Annotated in this window: 23 protein-coding genes; 11 read left to right on the top strand and 12 right to left on the bottom strand. The window is 62.2% G+C overall.

Annotated features, from left to right (window positions below; all coding sequences use genetic code 11):
* Positions 1–37 precede the first annotated feature (37 nt).
* Both scpA and AC1DX4_RS06580 read right to left on the bottom strand, forming a co-directional pair.
* Positions 38–2,161, bottom strand: a complete 2,124-nt coding sequence (gene scpA, locus AC1DX4_RS06585; protein ID WP_477219542.1) for a methylmalonyl-CoA mutase — start codon at positions 2,159–2,161, stop codon at positions 38–40.
* Positions 2,158–3,600, bottom strand: coding sequence for a methylmalonyl-CoA mutase subunit beta (locus AC1DX4_RS06580; protein WP_477219541.1), 1,443 nt, complete (start codon positions 3,598–3,600; stop codon positions 2,158–2,160). The genes scpA and AC1DX4_RS06580 overlap by 4 nt, the downstream gene beginning before the upstream one ends.
* 325 nt (positions 3,601–3,925) lie before the next feature.
* On the opposite strand from AC1DX4_RS06580, the gene AC1DX4_RS06575 reads away from it, so the two are divergent.
* Positions 3,926–5,473 carry a helicase HerA-like C-terminal domain-containing protein gene (locus AC1DX4_RS06575; protein WP_477219540.1) on the top strand — a complete coding sequence of 516 codons (1,548 nt, stop codon included), beginning with the start codon at positions 3,926–3,928 and terminating at the stop codon, positions 5,471–5,473.
* Positions 5,474–5,644: 171 nt separating this feature from the next.
* Here the strand turns inward: AC1DX4_RS06575 and AC1DX4_RS06570 are convergent, their stop codons facing one another.
* Positions 5,645–6,469, bottom strand: a complete 825-nt coding sequence (locus tag AC1DX4_RS06570; protein ID WP_477219539.1) for a L,D-transpeptidase — start codon at positions 6,467–6,469, stop codon at positions 5,645–5,647.
* A 174-nt stretch (positions 6,470–6,643) separates the two neighbouring features.
* Positions 6,644–7,306, bottom strand: coding sequence for a haloacid dehalogenase type II (locus AC1DX4_RS06565; RefSeq protein ID WP_477219538.1), 663 nt, complete (start codon positions 7,304–7,306; stop codon positions 6,644–6,646).
* 155 nt (positions 7,307–7,461) lie between these two features.
* Here AC1DX4_RS06565 and AC1DX4_RS06560 point away from each other — a divergent pair, with 155 nt between their 5' ends.
* From AC1DX4_RS06560 to AC1DX4_RS06545, 4 genes are all read left to right on the top strand, one after another.
* Positions 7,462–8,340, top strand: coding sequence for a branched-chain amino acid aminotransferase (locus AC1DX4_RS06560; protein WP_477219537.1), 879 nt, complete (start codon positions 7,462–7,464; stop codon positions 8,338–8,340).
* A 177-nt stretch (positions 8,341–8,517) separates the two neighbouring features.
* Positions 8,518–9,117: a superoxide dismutase gene (locus tag AC1DX4_RS06555; protein WP_013532667.1), complete on the top strand. Its 600-nt coding sequence runs from the start codon at positions 8,518–8,520 to the stop codon at positions 9,115–9,117.
* Between the two features lie 163 nt (positions 9,118–9,280).
* Positions 9,281–9,718 (top strand): cytochrome c, encoded by a 438-nt coding sequence (locus AC1DX4_RS06550; protein ID WP_027041587.1) that lies wholly within the window; start codon positions 9,281–9,283, stop codon positions 9,716–9,718.
* Between the two features lie 9 nt (positions 9,719–9,727).
* Complete coding sequence (locus AC1DX4_RS06545) at positions 9,728–10,678, top strand: cytochrome c (RefSeq protein WP_477219784.1); 951 nt, start codon at positions 9,728–9,730, stop codon at positions 10,676–10,678.
* Between the two features lie 7 nt (positions 10,679–10,685).
* On the opposite strand, the gene AC1DX4_RS06540 is transcribed toward AC1DX4_RS06545, so the two are convergent.
* From AC1DX4_RS06540 to AC1DX4_RS06530, 3 genes are all read right to left on the bottom strand, one after another.
* The gene (locus AC1DX4_RS06540; RefSeq protein WP_477219536.1) at positions 10,686–11,075 is read right to left on the bottom strand and encodes an SET domain-containing protein; all 390 of its coding nucleotides are present in this window, start codon (positions 11,073–11,075) and stop codon (positions 10,686–10,688) included.
* 152 nt (positions 11,076–11,227) lie between these two features.
* Positions 11,228–11,854: a LysE family translocator gene (locus AC1DX4_RS06535; protein ID WP_477219535.1), complete on the bottom strand. Its 627-nt coding sequence runs from the start codon at positions 11,852–11,854 to the stop codon at positions 11,228–11,230.
* Entirely contained in the window at positions 11,851–13,974 is a 2,124-nt protein-coding gene (locus AC1DX4_RS06530) for a S9 family peptidase (RefSeq protein ID WP_477219534.1), read from the bottom strand. The genes AC1DX4_RS06535 and AC1DX4_RS06530 overlap by 4 nt, the downstream gene beginning before the upstream one ends.
* A 116-nt stretch (positions 13,975–14,090) precedes the next feature.
* Here AC1DX4_RS06530 and AC1DX4_RS06525 point away from each other — a divergent pair, with 116 nt between their 5' ends.
* Together AC1DX4_RS06525 and AC1DX4_RS06520 are read left to right on the top strand one after the other, a co-directional pair.
* Complete coding sequence (locus tag AC1DX4_RS06525) at positions 14,091–14,459, top strand: SH3 domain-containing protein (RefSeq protein ID WP_477219533.1); 369 nt, start codon at positions 14,091–14,093, stop codon at positions 14,457–14,459.
* A gap of 450 nt (positions 14,460–14,909) precedes the next feature.
* A complete protein-coding gene (locus tag AC1DX4_RS06520) occupies positions 14,910–15,335 on the top strand; it encodes a Ros/MucR family transcriptional regulator (RefSeq protein ID WP_477219532.1) in 426 nt (141 codons plus the stop codon).
* A gap of 96 nt (positions 15,336–15,431) precedes the next feature.
* Here AC1DX4_RS06520 and AC1DX4_RS06515 read toward each other — a convergent pair whose 3' ends face one another.
* Entirely contained in the window at positions 15,432–15,860 is a 429-nt protein-coding gene (locus AC1DX4_RS06515) for a SufE family protein (RefSeq protein ID WP_477219783.1), read from the bottom strand.
* Positions 15,861–15,961: 101 nt separating this feature from the next.
* The gene (locus tag AC1DX4_RS06510) at positions 15,962–16,312 is read right to left on the bottom strand and encodes a DUF5330 domain-containing protein (protein ID WP_477219531.1); all 351 of its coding nucleotides are present in this window, start codon (positions 16,310–16,312) and stop codon (positions 15,962–15,964) included.
* A 533-nt stretch (positions 16,313–16,845) separates the two neighbouring features.
* On the opposite strand from AC1DX4_RS06510, the gene AC1DX4_RS06505 reads away from it, so the two are divergent.
* The 3 genes from AC1DX4_RS06505 (at position 16,846) to AC1DX4_RS06495 (ending at position 19,816) form a co-directional block, all read left to right on the top strand.
* Positions 16,846–18,609: a sensor histidine kinase gene (locus tag AC1DX4_RS06505; RefSeq protein ID WP_477219530.1), complete on the top strand. Its 1,764-nt coding sequence runs from the start codon at positions 16,846–16,848 to the stop codon at positions 18,607–18,609.
* Positions 18,584–19,399, top strand: coding sequence for a peptidoglycan-binding domain-containing protein (locus AC1DX4_RS06500; protein ID WP_477219529.1), 816 nt, complete (start codon positions 18,584–18,586; stop codon positions 19,397–19,399). Before AC1DX4_RS06505 ends, AC1DX4_RS06500 begins: the two co-directional genes overlap by 26 nt.
* 69 nt (positions 19,400–19,468) lie before the next feature.
* Positions 19,469–19,816: a DUF1491 family protein gene (locus AC1DX4_RS06495; RefSeq protein WP_477219528.1), complete on the top strand. Its 348-nt coding sequence runs from the start codon at positions 19,469–19,471 to the stop codon at positions 19,814–19,816.
* On the opposite strand, the gene AC1DX4_RS06490 is transcribed toward AC1DX4_RS06495, so the two are convergent.
* Positions 19,794–20,825, bottom strand: a complete 1,032-nt coding sequence (locus tag AC1DX4_RS06490; RefSeq protein WP_477219527.1) for a hypothetical protein — start codon at positions 20,823–20,825, stop codon at positions 19,794–19,796. The genes AC1DX4_RS06495 and AC1DX4_RS06490 overlap by 23 nt on opposite strands.
* A gap of 210 nt (positions 20,826–21,035) precedes the next feature.
* Here AC1DX4_RS06490 and AC1DX4_RS06485 point away from each other — a divergent pair, with 210 nt between their 5' ends.
* Positions 21,036–21,221: a hypothetical protein gene (locus AC1DX4_RS06485; protein ID WP_081850319.1), complete on the top strand. Its 186-nt coding sequence runs from the start codon at positions 21,036–21,038 to the stop codon at positions 21,219–21,221.
* An 81-nt stretch (positions 21,222–21,302) separates the two neighbouring features.
* Here AC1DX4_RS06485 and AC1DX4_RS06480 read toward each other — a convergent pair whose 3' ends face one another.
* On the bottom strand, positions 21,303–21,872 hold the full coding sequence (locus tag AC1DX4_RS06480; protein ID WP_477219526.1) for a DUF1254 domain-containing protein: 570 nt from the start codon (positions 21,870–21,872) through the stop codon (positions 21,303–21,305).
* Positions 21,865–22,449, bottom strand: a complete 585-nt coding sequence (locus AC1DX4_RS06475; RefSeq protein WP_477219525.1) for a DUF1214 domain-containing protein — start codon at positions 22,447–22,449, stop codon at positions 21,865–21,867. The genes AC1DX4_RS06480 and AC1DX4_RS06475 overlap by 8 nt, the downstream gene beginning before the upstream one ends.
* Between the last annotated feature and the right edge of the window lie 3 nt (positions 22,450–22,452).

Here is a 22,452-nt window from a genome sequence, read left to right as displayed (position 1 = left end):
CGATTGGCGGCATGTTGCAACAAGGATTATAACAGACCTATTGGGTCGACAGCAGCCGATCCATCAGCCGGTCCGCCGCCTCCGGAATAACCGTTCCCGGCGGGAAGATTTCCGCCGCGCCGGCTTGCAGAACCGCCTCATAATCCTGCGGTGGGATGACGCCGCCGGCCACAATCAGCATGTCGCCACGGCCGAGCTTTTTAAGCGCGTCGCGCAATTCGGGGATCAGCGTCAGGTGCCCCGCCGCCAGCGACGAGGCGCCGATGACATGGACATCGTGCTGGACCGCCAGTTTCGCGATCTCTTCCGGCGTCTGGAACATCGCGCCGACGGTGACGTCGAAGCCGAGATCGGCGAAGGCGGTGGCGATCACCTTCTGCCCACGGTCGTGGCCATCCTGTCCCATCTTGGCAACGAGGATGCGCGGCTTGACGCCGTTTTTCTTCTCGAAGGCGCTAAGCTTGTCCTGCAGCCCGTCGACCACGGCATTGTCGCCAAGCGCCTTGCGATAGACGCCGGAAATGGTCTGCACCGTCGCAACGTGGCGGCCAAAGGCTCTTTCGAGCGCAAACGAAATCTCGCCGACTGTCGCATTGGCGCGCGCGGCGCGGATGGCGAATTCCAGCAGGTTCTCATTGCCCTGTGCGGCGCGGGTCAGCGCATCGAGTGCGCTCTCCACCGCGGCGACCTCGCGTGTGCCCTTCAGCCGTTGCAGCTTCGACAATTGCCGGGCCCGGACCTCGGCATTGTCGATCTTCAGCACGTCGACCTTGATGTCGTTCTCGGGGCGATGCGCATTGACGCCGACCAGCATCTGTTCGCCGGAATCGATGCGTGCCTGCGTGCGCGCCGCCGCCTCCTCGATGCGCAGCTTCGGAATGCCTTGTTCGGTCGCGGCGGCCATGCCACCGAGAGCCTCGACTTCCTCGATATGGGCAAGCGCGCGTGCCGCCAGATCGTGCGTCAGCCGTTCGAGATAGGCCGATCCGCCCCACGGGTCGATGATGCGCGTGGTGCCGGATTCCTTTTGCAGGATGAGCTGCGTGTTGCGGGCGATGCGCGCCGAATGGTCGGTCGGCAGCGCCATCGCTTCGTCGAAAGAGTTGGTGTGCAGTGATTGGGTGTGGCCCTGCGTGGCCGCCATCGCCTCGATCATGGTGCGGATGATGTTGTTGTAGGGGTCCTGCGCCGTCAGCGACCAGCCGGACGTCTGGCAATGGGTGCGCAGCGACAGCGAGCGCTCGTCCTTCGGCGCAAAATTCTTCTTCATCAGTGTCGCCCACAGCAGGCGCGCGGCCCTGAGCTTGGCGACTTCCATGAAGAAGTTCATGCCGATCGCCCAGAAGAACGACAGGCGTGGCGCGAAACGGTCGATATCGAGCCCCGCCGCGACACCGGCGCGGGCATATTCGATGCCGTCGGCGATCGTATAGGCAAGCTCCAGGTCGGCGGTCGCGCCGGCTTCCTGCATGTGGTARCCGGAGATCGATATCGAGTTGAATTTCGGCATATTCTTCGATGTGTAGGAGAAGATGTCCGAAACGATCCGCATCGAGGGCTTTGGCGGATAGATGTAGGTGTTGCGGACCATGAACTCCTTCAGAATGTCGTTCTGAATGGTCCCGGCCAGATCCTTCTGTGCAACGCCCTGTTCCTCAGCCGCGACGATGTAGAGCGCCATGATCGGCAGCACCGCCCCGTTCATCGTCATCGACACCGTCATGTCGCCGAGTGGAATGCCGTCGAACAACTGCCGCATGTCGAGGATGGAATCGATGGCGACACCAGCCATGCCGACATCGCCGGAAACGCGCGGATGGTCGCTGTCATAGCCGCGATGCGTGGCCAGATCGAAGGCGACAGACAAGCCTTTCTGACCGGCGGCAAGATTGCGCCGGTAAAACGCGTTGGACTCTTCGGCCGTGGAGAAACCGGCATATTGCCGGATCGTCCAGGGCTGCTGGACATACATGGTCGGGTAGGGGCCGCGCACGAAGGGCGGCAGGCCTGGATAGGTGTCGAGATGCGGCAGGCCCTTGAGGTCGCCCTGATTGTAGAGATGCTTGACGACAAGCCCTTCCGGCGTCGTCCGCTGGCCCTTGACCTCGACCGGCGCGCGGCGCGGCGACACCCAGCCGATCTGACTGAAATCCGGGATCAAGAGGCTGCCCCGATGGATTGGTCGATGCGGGCCGGAAACAGCGGTTCGCACAGGACGACACCTTCGGTGAAGGCAGGCCGCTGCTCCGCGTCCAGCGTCTCGACCGGACGCTCGCTCTTCTGCGGATAGAGTGTTGTGCCGATGATGGCTCGCTCGCCGGACTTGAAGGCGGCGTCGCGACGGGCGGCGGCAGCGCGAACGCGCTTCTGGATGTGTCCGTCCCGAAGGCTGAACAATACGCCCCCTTCGGCTTCGATCGTTTGCAACTCCGCCCAGGCAGCTTCGCAAAGGTCTGCCGTCAGCGTTTCGACCGCGCCGGATCCATAGGCGGGATCGGCGACGTGATCGACATGGCTTTCATTGGCCATGATCAGCTGCGCGTTGCGCGCGACGCGGCGGGCAAAAGCCGCCGGCAGGCCATGCGCGATCGTATGCGGCAGGATGGAGATCGAATCGGCTCCCCCCGCGGCCGCGGCGAAGCAGCCGATCGTCGTGCGCAGGATGTTGGTCTCGGGGTCCAATGCCGTCATCATGCGAAATGATGTCTCGGCATGGATGTTGGCCGTGGAATTGGGGATCGAGCAGGCTTCCTGCACCCGTGCCCACAGTCTGCGCAGCGCCCGGACCTTGGCCATCGACAGGAACTGGTCCTGGTCGACGCTGAGCGCGAAGCCGATATGCGGTGCCGCATAGACGAGCGGCTGCCGCGCTTTCTCGAACATTCTCAGATACGAGACCGCCGAAGCCAGCATGATGCCGAGTTCCTGCGCTTCCGTGGCGCCGGCATTGTGGAAGACGCGACCGTCCGCTTCCAGCAGCACGCCGGGAACGCCCATCGAGAAGAAATGCGCCAGCGATTGCGGCATCGATTCCTGCAGCGCCTCGATCGACATGCGCAGCCGGCCGGTACCGGCCAGGATAGCCGCCGGATCGATGCCGAACGACAGGTTGAGCTTTGCCGGATCGGAGCGGCGCTTGCTCAGGAACGCCACCAGCCAGTCGGCCATGGGGCGGCTCCACGGATGGGTATCGATGCGAATCTGGATCCGGTTGAGGGGCACACCCTCCAGCACCGTTTCCAGCGCCTGTGCGGTCCTCGGCAGACCGTAGCCGAATGCGTTCGGAGCACCTTCGAAGACGAGCGACAATCCCGTCGCGCCCTGCGCGATATCATCCAGAACCTGCGCCTTGGCGCGATCGACATCGGGGTCGTCGACGCGCTGGCTGACAATCCAGGGCGATCGGGGATTTGCGCGCACGATCGGCTCTGTTCTGGTAGCACGATCGTAGAGGGGCTCGATGCGGATGGTGTCGTCGGTGTGCGAGACCAGCTTTTCCTCGAAGGATGCGCCGGCCAACGCCTTTTCCGCCAGGGCCAGCCAACGCTGACGCTCGGCGTTCATGGGTTCAACATCCTTGGTCAAGGCTCCGGCGCCCATCCATCTTCCTCGTTTATGTGGCCGCACCAGCCGGGCGCTTCAGTCTACGGTCCCCGACCGGTTATCGCAATGCACGTAGAGGTCCGAATGCGATCCACCAGATATAGGGCGGCTTGCATGGACGAACCATGGACGATTGCCAAACACCAGTGAAATCCGCAAGTTCGAAAAATCCGATTTCGGCGATGGGTCCGATTGGGACGATTGGCCCGCTTTGGATGATCGGCCCCGATCTAGATGATCGGCTTGTCGCTGTGCAACAGCCTCACTATACCTTCGGGCAAAGGCTGGCTTTTTGACACATCAGTTTGCGGAGACCCTGGATATGGCTGACGACACCAGTATTTTTATCGGCGCCAGCCGCAAGCCCGACGACAGCTATCAGCGCGCCGAGCAGCTGTTGCTGCAATATGGGAATCGCCATGGCTTGGTGACCGGTGCGACCGGCACCGGCAAGACCGTTACCTTGCAGATCCTGGCCGAAGGTTTTTCGAATGCCGGCGTGCCGGTGTTCTGCGCCGACATCAAGGGCGACCTGTCCGGCATTTCCATGATGGGCACGGCGCAGGATTTCCTGGTCAAGCGGGCCGCGCAGGTCAAGCTCGACCGCTATGATTTCCAGGAGTTTCCGGTCATCTTCTGGGACCTGTTCGGCGAGCAGGGGCATCCGATCCGCGCCACCGTCTCCGAAATGGGGCCGCTGCTATTGTCGCGCCTGATGAACCTCACCGAGGCGCAGGAAGGCATCATGAACATCGCCTTCCGTCTGGCCGACGAGGAAGGACTGCTGCTGCTCGACATGAAGGATCTTCAGGCGCTGCTCTCCAACATCGCCCAGCGCGCCGACGAGATCGGCTCGCGCTACGGCAATGTGACCAAGCCTTCCGTGGGAGCAATCCAGCGCACGCTGCTGGTGCTGGAGCAGCAAGGTGCCGCGCATTTCTTCGGCGAGCCGGCACTGCGGATTTCCGACATCATGCGCACCACGCGTGATGGGCGCGGTGCGATCAGCGTGCTTGCCGCCGACAAGCTGATGATGAACCCGCGGCTCTACGCGACCTTCCTGTTGTGGCTGATGTCGGAACTCTTCGAGGTGTTGCCGGAAGTCGGCGATCCCGACAAGCCGAAGCTGGTGTTCTTCTTCGACGAGGCGCATCTTCTGTTCGACGAAGCGCCGAAAGTGCTGATCGACCGCGTCGAACAAGTCGTCCGCCTGATCCGCTCGAAAGGTGTCGGCGTCTATTTCGTCACGCAGAACCCTCTGGATATCCCTGAAAAGGTTCTGGCCCAGCTCGGCAATCGCGTCCAGCACGCGCTGCGCGCCTATACGCCGCGTGAGCAGCAGGCGGTGAGGACGGCAGCGGAAACGTTCCGTCCCAATCCCGATTTCGATTGCGCCGTCGCCATCACCCAGCTCGCCACCGGCGAAGCGCTGGTCTCGACGCTGGAGGCCAAAGGCATTCCGTCCATGGTTCAACGCACCTTGATCCGTCCGCCGTCGTCGCGGCTCGGGCCGATAACTCCCGCCGAGCGGCAAAAGCTGATCGCGGAAAGCCCCGTCACCGGACAGTACGACGAGGTCATCGACCGCGAATCGGCCTTCGAGATGCTGCAGAAGAAGGCCAAGGAGGCGCAAGACGCCGAAGCGCAGGCACAGCAGGCCGGCACTGGCGGCTCGCGCTGGACCATTCCGGGTTTTGGCAATGACGATCCGCCGTCGCAGTCGGGTGGCCGCCGCGCGCCGGCGCCGCGCCCCTCCAATCGCCAGACGGTGGCCGAGGCCGCAATCAAGTCGGTGGTGCGCTCGGTCGGTTCGTCGGTCGGACGCGCGATCGTGCGCGGGATACTGGGGAGCCTGTCGCGGGGCCGCTGAATTGTAGGCCAGAGCCAGAGCGATTCCAGGAAATGTGGACGGTTTCGGGGGAAAAGCGCGTAGCGCTTTCCCTGGGGAATTGCGTCAAAACAAAGAGTTAAAGGCTCCGCTGCTACAGCGCCGCGCGTGCCCTTGGACGCGTGGCGCTAAGCAGCTCCGCAGATGGCCAACTCAGAAGATCGCGTTGGTGACCGCCTTGACGGGTCCGAGCAGGATCGATCCGTCCGGCACGCCGGAATCGATCGGGATAGCCTTGCGGTTGGCCGTCGCCGCCATTGCCTGGCCGATATCAGCGGTCACGATGACCGGCGTCTTCTGGGGCACGCGATCATAGAGATCGATGATGTCCTGGTTCATGAAACGAACGCAGCCTGACGAAACCGACTTGCCGATCGATTTCCATTCCGGCGAACCGTGCAAGCGGTAGAGCGTGTCGACGTTGCCCTGGAAAAGATAGAGCGCGCGCGCACCGAGCGGGTTCTTCAGCCCGCCGGGCATGCCGCCATTGTCGGCGCTGTATGGCTTCAATTCCGGCTGCCGGGCGATCATTTCATCCGGCGGCGTCCATTTCGGCCACTTCTGCTTCCACTGGACGACGGCATCGCCAGACCATTCAAAGCCGGCGCGGCCGAGGCCGACACCATAGCGGATCGCCTGGCCGCCCGGTCGCACCAGATAGAGATGATGTCCGGTCGTATCGACGACGATGGTGCCAGGCTTCTGCCCCGTCGGATCGGGCACGATCTGGCGCAGGTACTGCGGATCGATTCTTTCGAACGGTATGGCCGGAAGGTCGAAACCGCCATCGCTGACGGCCGCATACATCGTCGCGTAGTCGGGCAGAGGCGGTTCAACATAGGCTGGCGGCGGCGGCTCGACCGGGCCCGGCCCTGTAGTGGCGCATGCGGAAACCGCGATCGAGGCGGCGCCTAATGCTGCGGCGTTCAGAAAGCCGCGACGGCTCAGGCGGTAGGATTCGATTTCGGTTATGGACATGATTGCCTTCTTTAAGACTCAAATCGCAACAAAGCGTCAATACGCCGACCGCTGTTACGGGTGCCTGACAACACCTGAGGCGATAGGCGGTTCCGATTCTGGCCCGAACGTGGACAAACAAAGGCGAAGCTGTGACTGCGCCGCCACTGTGGCGCTGGGGCCACAGCTTGTTGCCTAGGTGCCAGGCACCAACGCTTCGAGGGTTGGCAGGATCAGTGCCGGCGGGAAGTCCCGATATTCCTCGGGCTGGTTGGAGCGGTTGATCCACACCGTGCGGAAGCCGAATTTGGTGGCGCCCGCAATGTCCCAGCGGTTGGAGGACTGGAAGGACACCGCGCCGGGATAGAGGCGCCAGCCGGTGGCGACCATGTCGTAGACCGCCGGATCGGTCTTGAAACGCCGCACCGCATCGACCGAATAGATATCGTCCAGGACCTGGTCGAGCGCAGCGGACTTGACCGCCGCTTCCAGCATTTCCGGCGAGCCGTTGGAGAGGATCGCCAGCCTGGCTCCCGAGGCCTTGAGCGCCTTCAGCACGGCCGGCACTTCCGGGTAGCAATCCAGCCGCCAGTAGGCTTCCAGCAGCTTGGCCTTGAGGCTTGGATCGGCCGAAGGGACCTTGCGCAAGGCGAAGTCGAGCGCCTGTTCGGTCAACTGCCAGAAATCGGAATAGGCGCCCATCAGCGTGCGCACCCAGGAATATTCGAGCTGCTTGGCGCGCCAGATTTCGGACAGCAGCTGGCCATCGGGCCCGATCCGGTCGGCATGGCGGCGCACGGCGGCATGCACGTCGAACAGCGTACCGTAGGCGTCGAAAACATAGGCAGCGTATTGCATGGCGACAGTTTTGAGGCGAGGCGGGGCAAGGTGCAAGCCTTGATTGCATCACGCCTGTCGCTGGCCTCAACAAAACTCCCCGATGCCCGTTGACGGCAGCGGCCAAAGCATCATCCAATGTTGTCACACAAGATTGATCGGAACGGGACAACGCGATGACACTGGCGGCAACGGCGCAATCCGCGACATGGACTTTCGTCGACGGCGACTGGTACGAGGGCAACGTCGCCATCCTTGGGCCGCGCAGCCACGCCATGTGGCTCGGGACCAGCGTGTTCGACGGGGCGCGCTGGTTCGAGGGCGTGGCGCCCGACCTCGATCTCCATGCCCGGCGGGTGAATGCCTCGGCGATCGCGCTCGGCCTTAAGCCGACCATGACGCCAGAACAGATCGTCGGGCTGACCTGGGACGGATTGAAGAAATTCGACGGCAAGACGGCGGTCTATATCAGGCCGATGTACTGGGCCGAGCATGGCGGCTATATGGGTGTGCCGGCTGACCCCGCATCGACCCGTTTCTGCCTCTGCCTCTACGAATCGCCGATGATCTCGCCGACCGGGTTTTCGGTGACCGTGTCGCCGTTCCGGCGTCCGACCATCGAAACCATGCCGACCAATGCCAAGGCCGGTTGCCTCTACCCCAACAATGGCCGCGCCATCCTTGAAGCCAAGATCCGCGGCTTCGACAATGCGCTGGTGCTGGACATGCTGGGCAATGTCGCCGAGACCGGAAGCTCCAACATCTTCCTGGTCAAGGATGGCCACGTGCTGACGCCGGCGCCGAACGGCACCTTCCTGTCCGGCATCACCCGCTCGCGCACGATGACGCTGCTGGGCGAGTACGGTTTCAAGACGACGGAAAAGACGCTGTCGGTGCGCGATTTCCTCGAAGCGGACGAAATTTTCTCGACCGGCAATCACTCCAAGGTGGTGCCGATCACGCGCATCGAGGATCGCGATTTGCAACCCGGGCCGGTGGCCAAGAAGGCGCGCGAGCTCTATTGGGACTGGGCGCATTCGACGTCGGCTGGCTGATGCGCCAGCCTGGCCTTTTTGTCGCTGCGCGGTTCGTCGCGGGAAAACCGTGTGACAGTTTTCCAGAACCCGCTTAGAAAGGGTGCCGGCGCTTCACTTCCGGAGTTGTTCCAGCTCAATCCAGACCTATCTTAATCCGGTATCCACACCGGATTTTTCCACGAGGGAGTACTACCCATGGCTTTTGAATTGCCCGCTCTGCCCTACGACTATGAGGCCTTGCAGCCCTACATGTCGAAAGAGACGCTGGAGTATCACCACGACAAGCACCACAAGGCCTATGTCGACAACGGCAACAAGCTGGCCGCGGAAGCCGGCCTTGGCGATCTGTCGGTCGAAGAGGTGGTCAAGCAGTCGTTCGGCAAGAATGCCGGCCTCTTCAACAATGCAGCCCAGCACTACAACCACATCCATTTCTGGAAGTGGATGAAGAAGGGCGGCGGCGGCAACAAGCTGCCTGGCGCACTGCAGAAGGCGGTCGACAGCGACCTCGGTGGCTACGACAAGTTCAAGGCTGATTTCATCGCCGCCGGCACGACGCAGTTCGGTTCGGGCTGGGCCTGGGTTTCGGTCAAGGACGGCAAACTGGCGATCTCGAAGACCCCGAACGGCGAAAACCCGCTCGTTCATGGCGCCTCGCCGATCCTCGGCGTCGACGTTTGGGAGCACTCCTATTACATCGACTATCGCAACGCTCGCCCGAAATATCTCGAGGCCTTCGTCGACAGCCTGATCAACTGGGATCATGTGCTGGAACTGTACGAAAAGGCGAAGTGATCGATCGTCAGAAAGGCCCCGGCAATCCCGGGGCTTTTCTTTTTCTGTAGCGATGTCGGCGGCTGCGAAGGCCCGGCAAAAATCGTCCGGGCAAAGGGAATAATTCGCCCACCGCATCCGTTAACGTCCTGTCCTGAAATGCCTTCATCATGGAGCCAAATGAATGAGAAAGCTTGTCATCGCCATCTCAATGCTCGCCTTCGCCGGTTCGGCGGCCTTTGCCGATCCGATCCTCGACCGGCAGGCTCTGATGAAGGAGCGCGGAAAGATCGTCGGCGGCCTGTCGAAAGTGGCCAAGGGCGATGAGCCCTTTGATGCCGCTGCCGTGCTGACGCAGTTGCAGGCGCTGCAGGCGAACGCCGAGAAGTTCGATGTCGACGCGTTGTTCCCGAAAGGCAGCGATACCGGCGACACGACGGCAGGCCCGAAAATCTGGGAAGACACGGCCGGCTTCAAGGCCGCCGAGGACAAGTATCTCGCCGACGTCAAAGCGGCGGTCGCGGCGGCTCCCGCCGATGTCGACGCGCTGAAGGCGCAAGTTGGCGCCATCGGTTCGGACTGCGGCACCTGCCACCAGGGCTACAGGATCAAGAAGAGCTGATTGCCTGATATGGCATGGCTGAAAAAGCTCGTCGGCGCGGCCCTTATTCTGGGCGGCGTCGGCGCGGCTGCCGGTTGGTTTCTGTCGGCACCGGTCAAACTGGATGCGGCGGCCGTGGCGCAACTCGGGCCGGGCGATGCTAGCCGGGGCAAGCGTATTTTCTATGCCGGCGGCTGCACCTCCTGCCACGCAAAGCCGGGCTCACAGGGTGATGCGCGGCTCCAGCTCGTCGGCGGCCTCGAGCTCAAGACGCCGTTCGGCACTTTCGTGCCGCCCAACATTTCGCAAGATCCCAAGGACGGCATCGGTGCGTGGTCGGTCGAGGATCTCGCCAACGCCATGCTCAAGGGCGTGTCACCGTCCGGCGAGCATTTTTATCCGGCCTTTCCCTACGCGTCCTACGCCCGCATGAAGCCGTCGGACATCGCCGACCTTTATGCCTTCCTCAAGACGCTGCCCGCCGTCGCCGGCAAGGCGCCGGCCAATTCGCTCGGTTTCCCTTTCAACGTCCGTCGCGGCATCGGCCTGTGGAAGCTGCTCTATCTCAGCCACCAGCCTGTTGTTGCCTTGCCCGTTGGCACGCCTGAGCCGGTGATGGCCGGCCGCTACCTAGTCGAAGGACCGGGCCATTGCGGCGAATGCCACACGCCGCGGGATTTGGCGGGTGGGACGAAGAAGGGCGAATGGCTGGCGGGTGCCGTGGCCGCCGAAGGCTCGGGCGTCGTGCCGAACGTCACTTCGGGTGAGGGGGGTATCGGCAGCTGGTCCGCAGGCGATATCGCCAACTACCTCGAAACCGGCTTCACGCCTGATTTCGATTCCGTTGGCGGCGCGATGGTCGACGTGCAGCGCAACATGGCTGAGCTGGCACCAGAGGATCGGGCAGCGATTGCTGCCTATCTCAAGGCAGTACCGCCGCACCCGAACGGTTATCCCGCACGCAAGAAACCGGCGGGCTAATTATCGACTACGGATGGCGGTCGCCCAGGAAATCGAAGCCTGCCTCGAAGAAATGGTTGTAATTGCATGTCATCTCCTCGCCCGGAGCGATGTCGCGCAAGGCGTAGGTTTCCTCGGGTGACGAGACATCGCAATTCGGCTCGTCGTCATGGTTCATGTAGCGGGCGTCGTCGGCTTCAAAGACGATAAAGGCCGGATCGCGCCGGTCGGGGTAGGAATAGCGGTCGAGATAGTTCTTCACCGGCCCGGTCTCGCCTTCATAGGTCTCGACGTCGATGATCCGGTCGAACCGAGGGTCGAGCTTCCAGACCAGCGTGCCCTTGGCAATGTGGTTCTTGGCAAAGACGCCGATACCCTGGATGGGCGATTTGTCGAGATAGACGTCGACGAGCAGCATAATGGACCTTTGTGCGAGCGTGGGCTTTGTTGCCCCAGGAAAATCGTGCTTTGGGTAGCGCGCGAGCGTCGCAATTGCGAGTGGAAATGAGCGGCTTGGAATTCAAAAAGTCATGATCATCATGCCTGCCGGATGATGCGCGCTGGCCGCTGTCAGCGTTGCTGCAGGGCCAGGCGGACACCCAGGGCGCAGTAGATGCCGCCGACCACCTTGCCCTGCCATTTCAGCACTGTCGGATTTCGGCGCAGGAAACTGCCGAGCCGACCGGCGCATAACGCAAAGATGACCGTGCTGAAAAGGCCCAGCGCGACAAATACAATTCCCAACACGGCCAGTTGAAGTATCGCCGACCCGTTTTCGGGCCGCACGAACTGAGGCAGGAATGCGAGGAAGAAAAGCGCGGTCTTGGGGTTGAGCACCTCGGTCAGGACAGCCTGTCGAAATGCCTTGCCGGCGGGGATCGCGAGCGCGCCGGCGGTCGGATCGGTCGGCGTCTTCTCGATGATCGCGCGAATGCCGAGGTAAACCAGGTAGGCCGCGCCGATGTATTTTACGATGCTGAACAGTGTCGCCGACGTAGCGATGATCGCCGAGATGCCGACCATCGCCATGACCGTGTGAAACATGTCGCCGGCCGCGATCCCGGCACCGGTTGCGATCCCGACCTTCGTTCCCGAACTCGTTGCCCGTGCGATCGTCAACAGCGTGGCCGGACCCGGAATAAAGACAAAGCCGAGCACGACGGCGATGTAGGCGATCAATGTCGACAGATCGATCATCGGAGAGTTTCCTCGGCAAGCTGCGCCTTTCCCGTCACCTTCAGCGCGAAGGAGTAAGTATAGGCGATCTCCTCAAGCCTTGAAAACCGGCCCGACGCCCCGGCATGGCCGGAGTCCATGTTGATCTTGAACAGCACTGGATTGTCGCCGCTCTTGCGGTCGCGCAGCCGCGCCACCCATTTGGCCGGCTCCCAATAGGTGACGCGCGGATCGGTGAGGCCGGCGAGCGCCAGGATCGGCGGATAATCGAGGGCCGCGACATTGTCGTAGGGCGAGTAGGCGGCGATGGTGCGGTAGTCGTCGGCCGACGCGATCGGGTTGCCCCATTCCGGCCATTCCGGCGGTGTCAGCGGCAGGGTCGCGTCGAGCATGGTGGTGAGCACGTCGACGAACGGAACCTCGGCGACGATGCCGCCGAAGCACTCCGGCGCCATGTTGGCGATGGCACCCATCAGCATACCGCCGGCCGAGCCGCCTTGCGCGACCATGCGGTCATGCGCGGTATAGCGCTCGGAAACGAGGTGGCGCGCACAGGCGATGAAATCCGTGAAGGTGTTCATCTTGTGCTCCCGCTTGCCGTCATCGTACCAGCCGTAGCCCTTGTCCTTGCCGCCACGGACGTGGGCGATGGCGTAGACGAAGCCGCGGTCGACCAGCGACAGGCAGTTGGTGTTGAAGGCCGCCGGCACGGTGATGCCGTAGGAGCCGTAGCCATAGAGCAGGCAAGGTGCCGATCCATCGAGCGGCGTGTCGCGATGGTGCAGAAGCGAGATCGGCACCAGCTCGCCATCGGCGGCGGGCGCCATCAGCCGCCTGGTGACATAATGGTCCGCATCATGGCCGGACGGCACTTCCTGGGTCTTGAGCAACACGCGCTCGCGGGTGCGCATATTGTAGTCGAACACTTGGGCCGGGGTCGTCATCGACGAGTAGGAAAAGCGCATGATCTCGGTGTCGTATTCATAGGAACCCGACAGGCCGAGCGAGAAAGCCTCCTCGTCGAGAGACAGAAGATGCTCTTCACCGCTGGCGCGGTCGCGCACGACGATGCGCGGCAGGCCCTCCTTGCGTTCGAGCCGGACCATATGGTCCTTGAAGCCGATGACCGACAGGATCAGCCGGCCCGGCTCATGCGCCACCAGTTCCTTCCAGTTGGCGCGGACCGGGTCGCTTGCCGGCGCCGTCATGATCTTGAAGTCCTTGGCGCCGTCCGCATTGGTCAGGATGAAGAAGATGTCGCCGCCTTCCTCCAACTCGTATTGAAGGCCGGTCTCGCGCGCCGAAACCAGCCTGGGTTCGGCAAACGGGTCGCTGGCGCTCAGCAGGCGATATTCCGAAGTCTCGTGATCGTTGATGCCGATCATGATCCATCGGTTGTTGCGGGTGCCGTCGACATTCATGAAGAAGCCGGGATCGGTTTCCTCATAGATCAGGCGGTCGTTCTCAGGGTCTTGGCCCAATGCGTGGAACAGCACTTTCGACGGCCGGTGGTTGGGGTCGAGACGCGTATAGAAGAACCCGTCATTGCCCGCGTCCCACACGCCCGAACCGCCGGTTGCGGGAATCTGGTCCGCCAGTTCCTTGCCGTCGGCAAGGTCGCGCACGCGCAGCGTGTAGAACTCGGAACCCTTGTCGTCGAAGGCCCACAACAGCTTGCGATGATCTGCCGAATGATCGACGCCGCCGAGCCGGAAATAGGCCTTGCCTTCCGCCTCCAGGTCACCGTCGAGCAGTATGTGTTCAGCTCCGCCGTCGCGCGGCATGCGGAAATAGCGCGGCTGCTCGCCGCCGAGCTTGAAGGAAGAACCATAAGCATAGGGCCCGTCTTTCATCGGAACGGAAGAATCGTCTTCCTTGATGCGGGCCTTCATCTCCTTGAAAAGCTGCTTCCGCTGGTCTGAAGTGTCGGCCATCAGCTTCGACTGGTAGGCATTCTCGGCTTCGAGTTCGGCACGGATGCCGGCGTCGAGCAGGGAAGGGTCCCGAAACATCTCCTGCCAGTTGTCGGCCCGCAGCCAGGCATACTCGTCGGTTCGCGTGATGCCGTGATGCGTGTCGAAAACCGGCCGCTTCTCGGGTGTCGGCGGGCTGACGATCGGAAATCGGGGAGTGTTGGTCATTGCGTCTCGCTTGGGAACTATCTTGAATGGCGAATGAATACGCTGATCAGGGTGGGTTCAAGGGCCGCAGCCTAGAGCTGGTGCCGGCTCCATGAGATGAGTTGGGAGGAAAGATAATGACTGTTCGATCTCGGATTGCTGCGACTTTCGCCGTTGCTTCGCTAACGCTGGTCTTTGCCGGCCAGTCTCATGCGACCGTATTCGCGGCTTGGCAAGTGGCCAACGTGCCGTTCGGCGACACGCTCAATGTGCGCAAGTATCCGTCCGGCACATCCCAGAAGCAGGCCGCATACCCGAACGGGACCGTCCTGCAGATGACCGGACGCTGCACTGGCGGCATAAACCTGCTCGACATCGCCAATCAGCCGGCATGGAAGCAACAGCAGACGGTTCGTTATCGCTGGTGTGAGATCTGGCATGACCCGGCCAAGAACGGCGCCTTCGTCACCGGCTGGGCCTATGGCAAGTACATCACCCCGTATTGACCGGCCACCAGCGATTGACCTGATGCGGCCAGCCGGCGGAGCCGGTCGCCTCGTTGCCTGCAAAAAAAGATGAGCGGCAACCTGTGGTTTTGTGGACAGATGTGAACAACCAAGATTGTCGGCTCGATGGCAAAGCAAACCAGAGCATTGAAATCTGCTTTGTGAGTTATCTCGAATGTAACGATCAGCTGACGTAACGTCAGCCCTTGCCGGTTTGGCGGGGAAAATATCGAAAAATTACATGATGCACGAAAGATTGAAGCTAATTGCCGAATAGTTGATCAACATTCCCAAATATAATGCAAAGGGCGAATTGACTTACTTGTTCTTCGGTCGCATTGATGTGCCCGCGACACGAATCGCAGAAACTCTACCTGCTCAAAATTCGTGCAATGCCCTGCCTGTAAAAAAGGGCGCTGACCACGTAACTCTTGTTGGGGCCTGATGACCATGGATATTGTCGAAACACCTTCCAGAAACAATGATGCGCTGATCGAGCTGACCGCCGATGTGGTGGCCGCCTATGTCAGCAACAATCCCGTGCCGGTCGGCGAACTGCCGAACCTCATATCAGATGTCCATGCCGCTCTCGGGCGTGTGGGCGGAACCGCCGAACAGCCCCCTGCCGACAAGCAGAAGCCGGCTGTCAACCCGAAGCGCTCGGTTCATGACGACTACATTATCTGTCTTGAAGACGGTAAGAAGTTCAAGTCGCTCAAGCGTCATCTGATGACCCACTATGATCTGACGCCGGACCAGTATCGCGATAAGTGGAATCTCGACCCGAGCTATCCGATGGTTGCCCCGAACTATGCGGCAGCCCGCTCGCAGCTCGCCAAGAAGATGGGCCTCGGTCGCAAGCGCAAGGCGCGGTAGTCGGCTGCTCTGTCAAGTCGAACCGACATCAACGGCGCCTTCGGGCGCCGTTTGATTTTGGGGAAGTTACAGGGTCGTCGACCGATCGGCGCGGCGTCAGGCGGTCTGCGCGAGCGCCATTTCGGCATCGCGCTTGATGCGCTTGACCATCGAGCGAAGACCATTGGCGCGTTGCGGCGACAGGTGCTCGTCCAGGCCGAGCTCTTTGAGCGTCGCTTCCGCATCGGTTTTCTGGATCTCGCTGGCGGTCCTTCCGGAAAACAGTGCCAGCATGATCGCGACCAGCCCGCGCACGATATGGGCGTCTGAATCGCCCGTGAAGCTAATGACCGGATCGCTGCCCGGTCCCCGTTCGGTGGTCAGCCAGACCTGGCTGACGCAGCCCGGCACCTTGTTGGCTGCATTGCGCTGCTCATCGGGAAAGGGCGGCAGCGCCTCGCCCAGTTCGATCACATAGCGGTAGCGGTCTTCCCATTCATCGAGGAACGAAAAATCGTCGCGGATCGTCTGGATCGTGGTCGTCATGACCCCGGATATAGTCATGCAGCGGTGCCGCGTCACGAAAAAAACAAGGACACCGCGGGCGTCGAGAGGGCAGACGGCCCGCGGTGCGCCGTCGAGACGGCTTAATTCTTTATCGGCAGGTTGACGGTCTCGGGCAGGACAATCTCTTGCGGCACGCTGGCCGTCATCGTCGAGGTGTCGGGGCCGGCGGACTTGTCGTCCAGCATGGCGGCCGCGATCTTGGCGGTCTCCTTGGCGCGTGCGGTGATGGTGTGCATCGCCGATTTGCCAGTTTCACAGACATCGGGCTTGCGTTCGCAGATGCCGGCAATGTCGCCGACCGCGTCACGGGCCGCGAACAGGGCCTGGATCGGCCCGACGCTGTCCTGCCCCGGCTCGTCGGAACCGACGCTCAGCGGCAGCGCCAGCAGCACCAGTGAAAACCAGAAAGCCATTCTTATCAGGAAGAACATGCCTTGCCTCTCGTCGCGACCGGATCATGCATCATACGGCATGACCTCTTTTATGGGCAGGATGTTGGCACACAGGCACAAAGGACGGCTTGCAGGTTCGCCGAGAATTTTCCTCAAATTTTAGGCAAATTCGAAACGAAGCGTTTTGCGATGGATTTGTTTCATATCGGGACGATTTTGGTTACGCTCTGATAACCATTTATCTGGTTGTTCCCATTGCATTTTCTCTAGATTGAGCCGCTTCTCGCCGCGCCCACGGTCCGCTGACGGCAGGCGTTCTCGGATAACCCTCCATTTACTATGGCGGCATTTGCACGGGTTTTCGGCAGCAAGCATCCCGATATTTGCCACAGGCCGGGCTTTGGTCGGCCCTGCCTTATCCATTCCTTAAACGCTGGATGAGAGTTTCAGAGCCAATCAAAACAATCTGCAAAAGCAGAGCTGTTCACGATGAGTGCGAGTGCGTTGAGTTGATGCCGATCAAGGCCAGATACGCTGAATTGCCTGGCGCGATTGCCGCCGGTTGCGAACGTATGGTCCATCCCTCGATTCTTGGGCAGAGCGGCCGCGAGCGCCAGCGCCGCTTCATCGGCGTCATGCTGGCGGCGCCATTCTTTGCCGCTGGTGCCGCGGTCACGCTGGTGACGTCAGGCATGGGTGCCGCGGTGACCATGGCCGCCATCTTCGCGGCCTTCGGTCTGTGCTGGTTTATCGCCCTGCTGGTGGCGGCGACCGGCAGGATGGCCACGGCGGCACCGATCGCCCTGGCGATGGCGGCTGTTGCCCTTGGCGGTCTGATCGCCGCCGCTGGCGGGTTGAGTTCTCCTGTCGCCATGCTTGCCGTGGCGCTGCCGTTCGAAGCCTGGTGGATCGGCGCCTCGCGGCGTGCGGCCTTGTGGGGAGCGGTCTCGGCCATTGCCGCCATTGCCCTTCAGCCTCTGGCCGCGACTTTCTTGCCCTTCGCGGGTGCGCAGATAGCCGCCTGGCATTGGCTGGTGCCGTTGGCCTGGGCGCTGACACTGATCCCGCGCCTATCGGCGTTTCGCGATAGCACCGGTGTGGCTGATACGCTGGATAGCGGTGACCGGCTGGAAGACATCATCGACGCGGTGATCTTGCGGGTCGCCCGCCATGGCGAGGTGCTCGATGCCTCGGCCAAGGCGCGCACGCTTTTGAAATTGCCGCCGGAGCTGCTTTCCGGAACCGGCCTCTTCGACCGCGTCCACCTGTCGGACCGTGTCGCCTATCTCAGCGCCCTGGCCGACATGCGCGATGGTGCTGCCTCGCGCCGCCTCGAATTGCGCATCAGGCTGCCCCAGAACGGCAATGGCCAGAGCGGCAATCGCCAACATGACAGTCGCTTGATGGCTGACAACTATCGGCCGTTCCTGCTCGAACTGCTGCGCGCCGAGGAACAGGGCGACGCCTTCACGCTCATCCTGCGCGAGAATGATGAGACGGCCCGGCTGCGTGAGGAACTCGCGCAGGCCAATGAAGCGGCAGCCGCCGCGGAAGTGGCCAAGGGTCGGTTCCTGGCGGTGGTCAGCCATGAACTGCGCACGCCGTTGAACGCCATCATCGGCTTCTCGGACATGCTGCTGCACGAGATGTTCGGCGATTTCAAGGATCCGCGCCAGAAGGAATATGTCGGCCTGGTGCGGGATTCTGGTCAGCATCTGCTGGCCGTCGTGACATCCATACTCGACGTGTCGCGGATCGAATCCGGCGCCTACGCGGCGGAACCGGAGCCGTTCCGGTTCATGGAAGCCGTGGACATGTGCCAGTCGATGATGAGCCTGCAGGCGCAGGCCAAGAACATCAACCTGCAGACGCAGATCGCTCCCGACGCCGGCGACATCAATGCCGATCGCCGCGCCGTGCAGCAGATCCTCATCAACCTGGTCTCCAACGCGATCAAGTTCACGCCCGACGGCGGCGATGTCGTCGTCGGCGCCAAGCGGATCGGTTCGCGCCTGCATTTCTGGGTCAGGGATACCGGCATCGGCATCGCCGAGGAGGATTTCGCCAATCTCGGCAAGCCCTTCATGCAGATCCAGAACGACTATACGCGCCGTTTCGAGGGGACCGGCCTTGGCCTGTCCCTGGTGAAGGGGCTGGTGGCGCTGCACGAAGGCACCATGTCGATCGAAAGCATGCCGGGCGAGGGCACCACGGTGACCATCGGCCTGCCGGTCAACGGGCCGAAGGGGCGCCCGGCGCACCAGGCAGGGGTGCTGACGATGCCGGTGACGAGGGCGAAAGGGGACAGAAATGGCTCGCTCCGCAAAACAGGCTAAGGCGGTCAAACGCCGCAGCAATGCCTTTCAGGACGGCGCCATCGCCGTCGGCGGCATGATTTCGCGCAATCCCGTTCTGGTGGGCGGATCGACGGCATTCCTGGTGACGCTGTTCTATGTCTCGGCGAATGCGCTGTGGTATCAGCCTTTCCCGCATGCAGGCGCGTTCTTCGCCACCCGCAGCATTCAGGCTTTTCCGCGCGCCGCGGCTGACGAGCCGGAGACCACATTCAACATCGAACGACCCAGTGCCGCGCCGTCGCCGGTCAAGGGCGATCCGGTGGTCGAGCAGGTGCAGGGCATATTGAAGGACCTCGACTTCTATCCCGGCACGGTCGACGGCATTTCCGGCCCCAACACGCGCAAGGCCATACAGGCCTATCAGCAGAAGGTCGGGCTCAACGCCTCCGGCGAAATCGATGCGCTGCTGCTGGATCAGCTTGGCGCAACGCCGAAGACCGCTGCCGTGCCGAAACCGCAGCCTCGTCCCGACGTCGCGCCAGCCGCCGTTCCGGTGTCGTTGCAGACAAATTCCGGGCAGACAAATGCCGGGCAAACGAATTCAGGGCAGGCGGATGGGGCCCAGACCCAGGGACCCGATCCCCGCATCGTCAAGATCCAGGCCGGGCTCAAGGCGTTCGGCAATGACGATATGCAGTTGGACGGTGTGGTCGGTGCGCGCACCAAGGCGGCGATCAAGGAATTCCAGTCGCTGTTCGGGCTGCCGCAGACCGGCGAGCCCGACGAGATCGTCTACGTCAAGATGCGCGAGATCGGCCTGACCAACTAAGGCCTGAAACGACGGCTCGCCCAGCGGCGGAAACAGCGATACATAGCCCGCACACTTTGCGGAGTTTTCATGCGCGTCACATCGGATCTTTGGGTCTCGGCCTTGGTGCGCCGGGTTTTCGGCGCCGGCGGATTTGCCGCCGTGGTCAACCGTGGCGCGACCGAGGCCGGTGCTGTTTTCGTGCTGGCGCGGGGTAGGCTGGGCGAAATCGCGCTTTACGGACCGGCGCCGCAGACAAGCTACGATTCGGCCAAGCCGGACGACCGCTTCTTCAGCCTTCTCACAGCCGGCGATGATCAGGCTGTGCTCGATGCCCGTCTCGAGAGGGAAAAGAAATTCGATCCCGACATCTGGGTGGTCGAGATCGAGGCCGGCACCGTTCCCGTCGAGGAGCTTATTTCCGTGAAGACGCCCTGAGGCTGGGGGCGGCATCGTCGCTGTTCGAGGCCGTCCGGCTGTCGCTGTTTGCCGGGGAATCTTCACGGACCATCCTGGACAGCGTCTCGGCTTTCCATCCCCGCACCGTGTCCAGAGCCACATCGCGATGCAGCAGACGATAGCGGTCGAGATAGGTGCGGATGGCCTGCGGATGCGGGAACAGGCTGGGATAGATGGCGACCGTGATCAGGAAGGCCCTGTCTTCGCTGAAGTCGAGAGAGCGCAGCGCCGCCAACAATGAGGCGTAGTTCTGGTTGGCGGTCAGCGATCGCGCGGTCGAAAAATCAATGTCGAGCACGTCCGCCAGCGCGGTCTGGAAGAAGGCGGCGTTTCCCGTCAGCGCCGTCTCGCGCAGCTTGACATAGGTATCCGAACCGTGGAACGCATCGACCTTCGCCGCCAGTGCTTCATCACCGGTGTGCATCATGGAGCGCAGCCTGCGCCGCGCATTCTCGGCAGCAATGCCGGAGGGCTGTTGGCTCGTCGCGCTGTCTTCGGTCGCTTCCACATTGACGACTGCGACGGTTAGCGCCGCGGGAGCTTGCACCTCAGGATCCCGCTTCCGCACCAGCGTCGGTCTTTCGAGCACCCTGATCAGGTCGGCAATGGTCGGGTTCAGGTCCTTGCGGCGCGCGATGGCGCGCGCATGCGGCAGCCCATGCCTGCCGATCAGCGCGATCAGGTCGATATCGCTGACGGCGCGCGAGCGGATCAGCAGCGGCGCGGCAATGTCGACCGGTTCTTCGCACAGGCGCCGCACGAGTGCCGCGGGGGCATACTCACATTCGGAGAGGGCGGCTGCCACGTAGCGTCGCGATTCGACGGACACATCGTCGAACAGCGGCAGTGTCAGGTCTTCGAGCTGGCCGATCTCGCGGCGGGAGGGGCGGGTCAGCGAACAGAACGCCGACACCGCGGCGCGGAAAAGCCTTTCGGCCTTGCCCGATTCCGTCCGTATCGCGATTTGCCTGAAGTCCGAAGATGACACGAAGGATACCCGATACTCGACACACAGCCTTGATCACGCTCAACCGGGACTGTGTCGGTTTCGCGATTGCCTCGGTCAGAACCTCCTGACCTCTGGACAAAGATCAAGTTAGCGGTGATCCGTTAGCGCTCCGTTAACCCTCTGCCGTCCTTAATGATATTTGGAGGCGTTGCGTTGTGCTCCGGGGAAACCGAGAGGAATGCGCGAATCATGGGCATGGTACTGTCTTTCGTGCCGCGTGCGGCACCGACCAATCGAGCCAAGCAAACCACCGAAATACCGGCGGCGGTGATCATCTTTCCCGGCATCCGCTATGAGCGGTCCAGCGCCGGCGAAGCGCGGCCTGCCGGGCCCGACAAGCCGGGATCGCCACGGACGCCGATGCCGCACCACTGAGTCTTCCCTAGGCGGCGACTGGCTCGTCAGGCAGCATCCGCTGCCGGCTCTCCTGGTGCGGATATCAGGCCTCGATCTGGTCTAGAAATCCTGCAGCTCGCAGGAGCTTTGATCGAGAAAGCGCGACACGATCGGCTTCCAGCTGTCGTCCGGGACGAAGCTGCGGATGACGAAGATGCCCTCATCGATCGGCGCTTCGACGAAGATCGCCCCCTGCAGATCCTCGGGCAGATCCTTGCGCACGTCGATCATCTGCGCTGGCGTCAGCACCACGGCGTCCAGCCTGCCACCGGTCGCCGTATGGTCGTTGAAGGAATAGATGTTGTGGCCGTTGCGGTCATAGACCGACACCGACCAGAAGGGGACATTTCCCGGCGCCTTGATGCGGACCATGCCTTCCTCGAGATCGAACCGGCAGGCCGTGGCATAAAACAGCGGGTCGACCGATTTCACCACCGGCGCGCCGCCTGCCTCGGCATCGAGCCGGTTCATCCTGTAGAGATCCGACGCCATCGACAGTCGCGACCACGCGTCACGCTCGGAAAATTCCGGCACCAGAAGCAGCACCACGATATGCACGATGCCGGCACCGACGAGGCCGAGCAGGACGGCGTGAAATAGGCGGCGCAGTGCGGCCAGGAGATTACGCATCGCAACCGGCCTTCACGATCCTGGGCAGCGAAACGTCCGACAGGCCGGTACTGCTGGCGATCGGCGTGTCATAGAAGGTCAGGACGAAATACATCCGTCCGGAACCGTCGGTCAAAAGCCAGTTGCCTTGCATCGGGTGATGGCCGACCGAGATGATCACCGAATTGTCGGCCTGGCGCAGCACCTCGTAGGACTGAAGTGCTGCAAGCCGCGGCTTGCCGGTCTCGACGACGCCAAGCGATTGATCGGCGGCATAGAGCGTCCAGAAGCGGGCGGTCGGAAATCCGCCCTCTATTCTATAGGTGCATTCCCGCTTGAGCTGGTCGCCGGCAGCGTCATTTTCCGCGACGAAGGACAGGCCTTCGGCGCGGCCGAGCGCAAGCACGCCCTCGCGCGCCACGCGCGCCTTGGAATAGGGGTCGGCGGCCGGCGTGCCGATGTCGGGAAAGGCGGTCCACTGGCCGATGCGGATCGCGCCGACGCCGTCCTGGATCTTCAGCGCATACCAGACGCTAGCGCCGCCGCCGCCAATGGCTATGGCAAGCGAAAGCAGCGTCAGGAAGGCATTCTTGAGCATGAA

It is taken from the genome of Mesorhizobium sp. P3_A8, assembly GCF_056402995.1.
Note: the sequence above shows the minus strand (reverse complement) of the source record. Positions and strands in the feature narration are given on the sequence as shown.

Excerpts from the sequence above, each read along its gene's own strand:
- AC1DX4_RS06580 (WP_477219541.1), bottom strand. The coding sequence starts at position 3,600 with ATGGGCGCCGGAGCCTTGACCAAGGATGTTGAACCCATGAACGCCGAG.
- AC1DX4_RS06575 (WP_477219540.1), top strand. The coding sequence starts at position 3,926 with ATGGCTGACGACACCAGTATTTTTATCGGCGCCAGCCGCAAGCCCGAC.
- AC1DX4_RS06570 (WP_477219539.1), bottom strand. The coding sequence starts at position 6,469 with ATGTCCATAACCGAAATCGAATCCTACCGCCTGAGCCGTCGCGGCTTT.
- AC1DX4_RS06565 (WP_477219538.1), bottom strand. The coding sequence starts at position 7,306 with ATGCAATACGCTGCCTATGTTTTCGACGCCTACGGTACGCTGTTCGAC.
- AC1DX4_RS06560 (WP_477219537.1), top strand. The coding sequence starts at position 7,462 with ATGACACTGGCGGCAACGGCGCAATCCGCGACATGGACTTTCGTCGAC.
- AC1DX4_RS06555 (WP_013532667.1), top strand. The coding sequence starts at position 8,518 with ATGGCTTTTGAATTGCCCGCTCTGCCCTACGACTATGAGGCCTTGCAG.
- AC1DX4_RS06550 (WP_027041587.1), top strand. The coding sequence starts at position 9,281 with ATGAGAAAGCTTGTCATCGCCATCTCAATGCTCGCCTTCGCCGGTTCG.
- AC1DX4_RS06545 (WP_477219784.1), top strand. The coding sequence starts at position 9,728 with ATGGCATGGCTGAAAAAGCTCGTCGGCGCGGCCCTTATTCTGGGCGGC.
- AC1DX4_RS06540 (WP_477219536.1), bottom strand. The coding sequence starts at position 11,075 with ATGCTGCTCGTCGACGTCTATCTCGACAAATCGCCCATCCAGGGTATC.
- AC1DX4_RS06535 (WP_477219535.1), bottom strand. The coding sequence starts at position 11,854 with ATGATCGATCTGTCGACATTGATCGCCTACATCGCCGTCGTGCTCGGC.
- AC1DX4_RS06530 (WP_477219534.1), bottom strand. The coding sequence starts at position 13,974 with ATGACCAACACTCCCCGATTTCCGATCGTCAGCCCGCCGACACCCGAG.
- AC1DX4_RS06525 (WP_477219533.1), top strand. The coding sequence starts at position 14,091 with ATGACTGTTCGATCTCGGATTGCTGCGACTTTCGCCGTTGCTTCGCTA.
- AC1DX4_RS06520 (WP_477219532.1), top strand. The coding sequence starts at position 14,910 with ATGGATATTGTCGAAACACCTTCCAGAAACAATGATGCGCTGATCGAG.
- AC1DX4_RS06515 (WP_477219783.1), bottom strand. The coding sequence starts at position 15,860 with ATGACGACCACGATCCAGACGATCCGCGACGATTTTTCGTTCCTCGAT.
- AC1DX4_RS06510 (WP_477219531.1), bottom strand. The coding sequence starts at position 16,312 with ATGTTCTTCCTGATAAGAATGGCTTTCTGGTTTTCACTGGTGCTGCTG.
- AC1DX4_RS06505 (WP_477219530.1), top strand. The coding sequence starts at position 16,846 with ATGGTCCATCCCTCGATTCTTGGGCAGAGCGGCCGCGAGCGCCAGCGC.
- AC1DX4_RS06500 (WP_477219529.1), top strand. The coding sequence starts at position 18,584 with ATGGCTCGCTCCGCAAAACAGGCTAAGGCGGTCAAACGCCGCAGCAAT.
- AC1DX4_RS06495 (WP_477219528.1), top strand. The coding sequence starts at position 19,469 with ATGCGCGTCACATCGGATCTTTGGGTCTCGGCCTTGGTGCGCCGGGTT.
- AC1DX4_RS06485 (WP_081850319.1), top strand. The coding sequence starts at position 21,036 with ATGGGCATGGTACTGTCTTTCGTGCCGCGTGCGGCACCGACCAATCGA.
- AC1DX4_RS06480 (WP_477219526.1), bottom strand. The coding sequence starts at position 21,872 with ATGCGTAATCTCCTGGCCGCACTGCGCCGCCTATTTCACGCCGTCCTG.
- AC1DX4_RS06475 (WP_477219525.1), bottom strand. The coding sequence starts at position 22,449 with ATGCTCAAGAATGCCTTCCTGACGCTGCTTTCGCTTGCCATAGCCATT.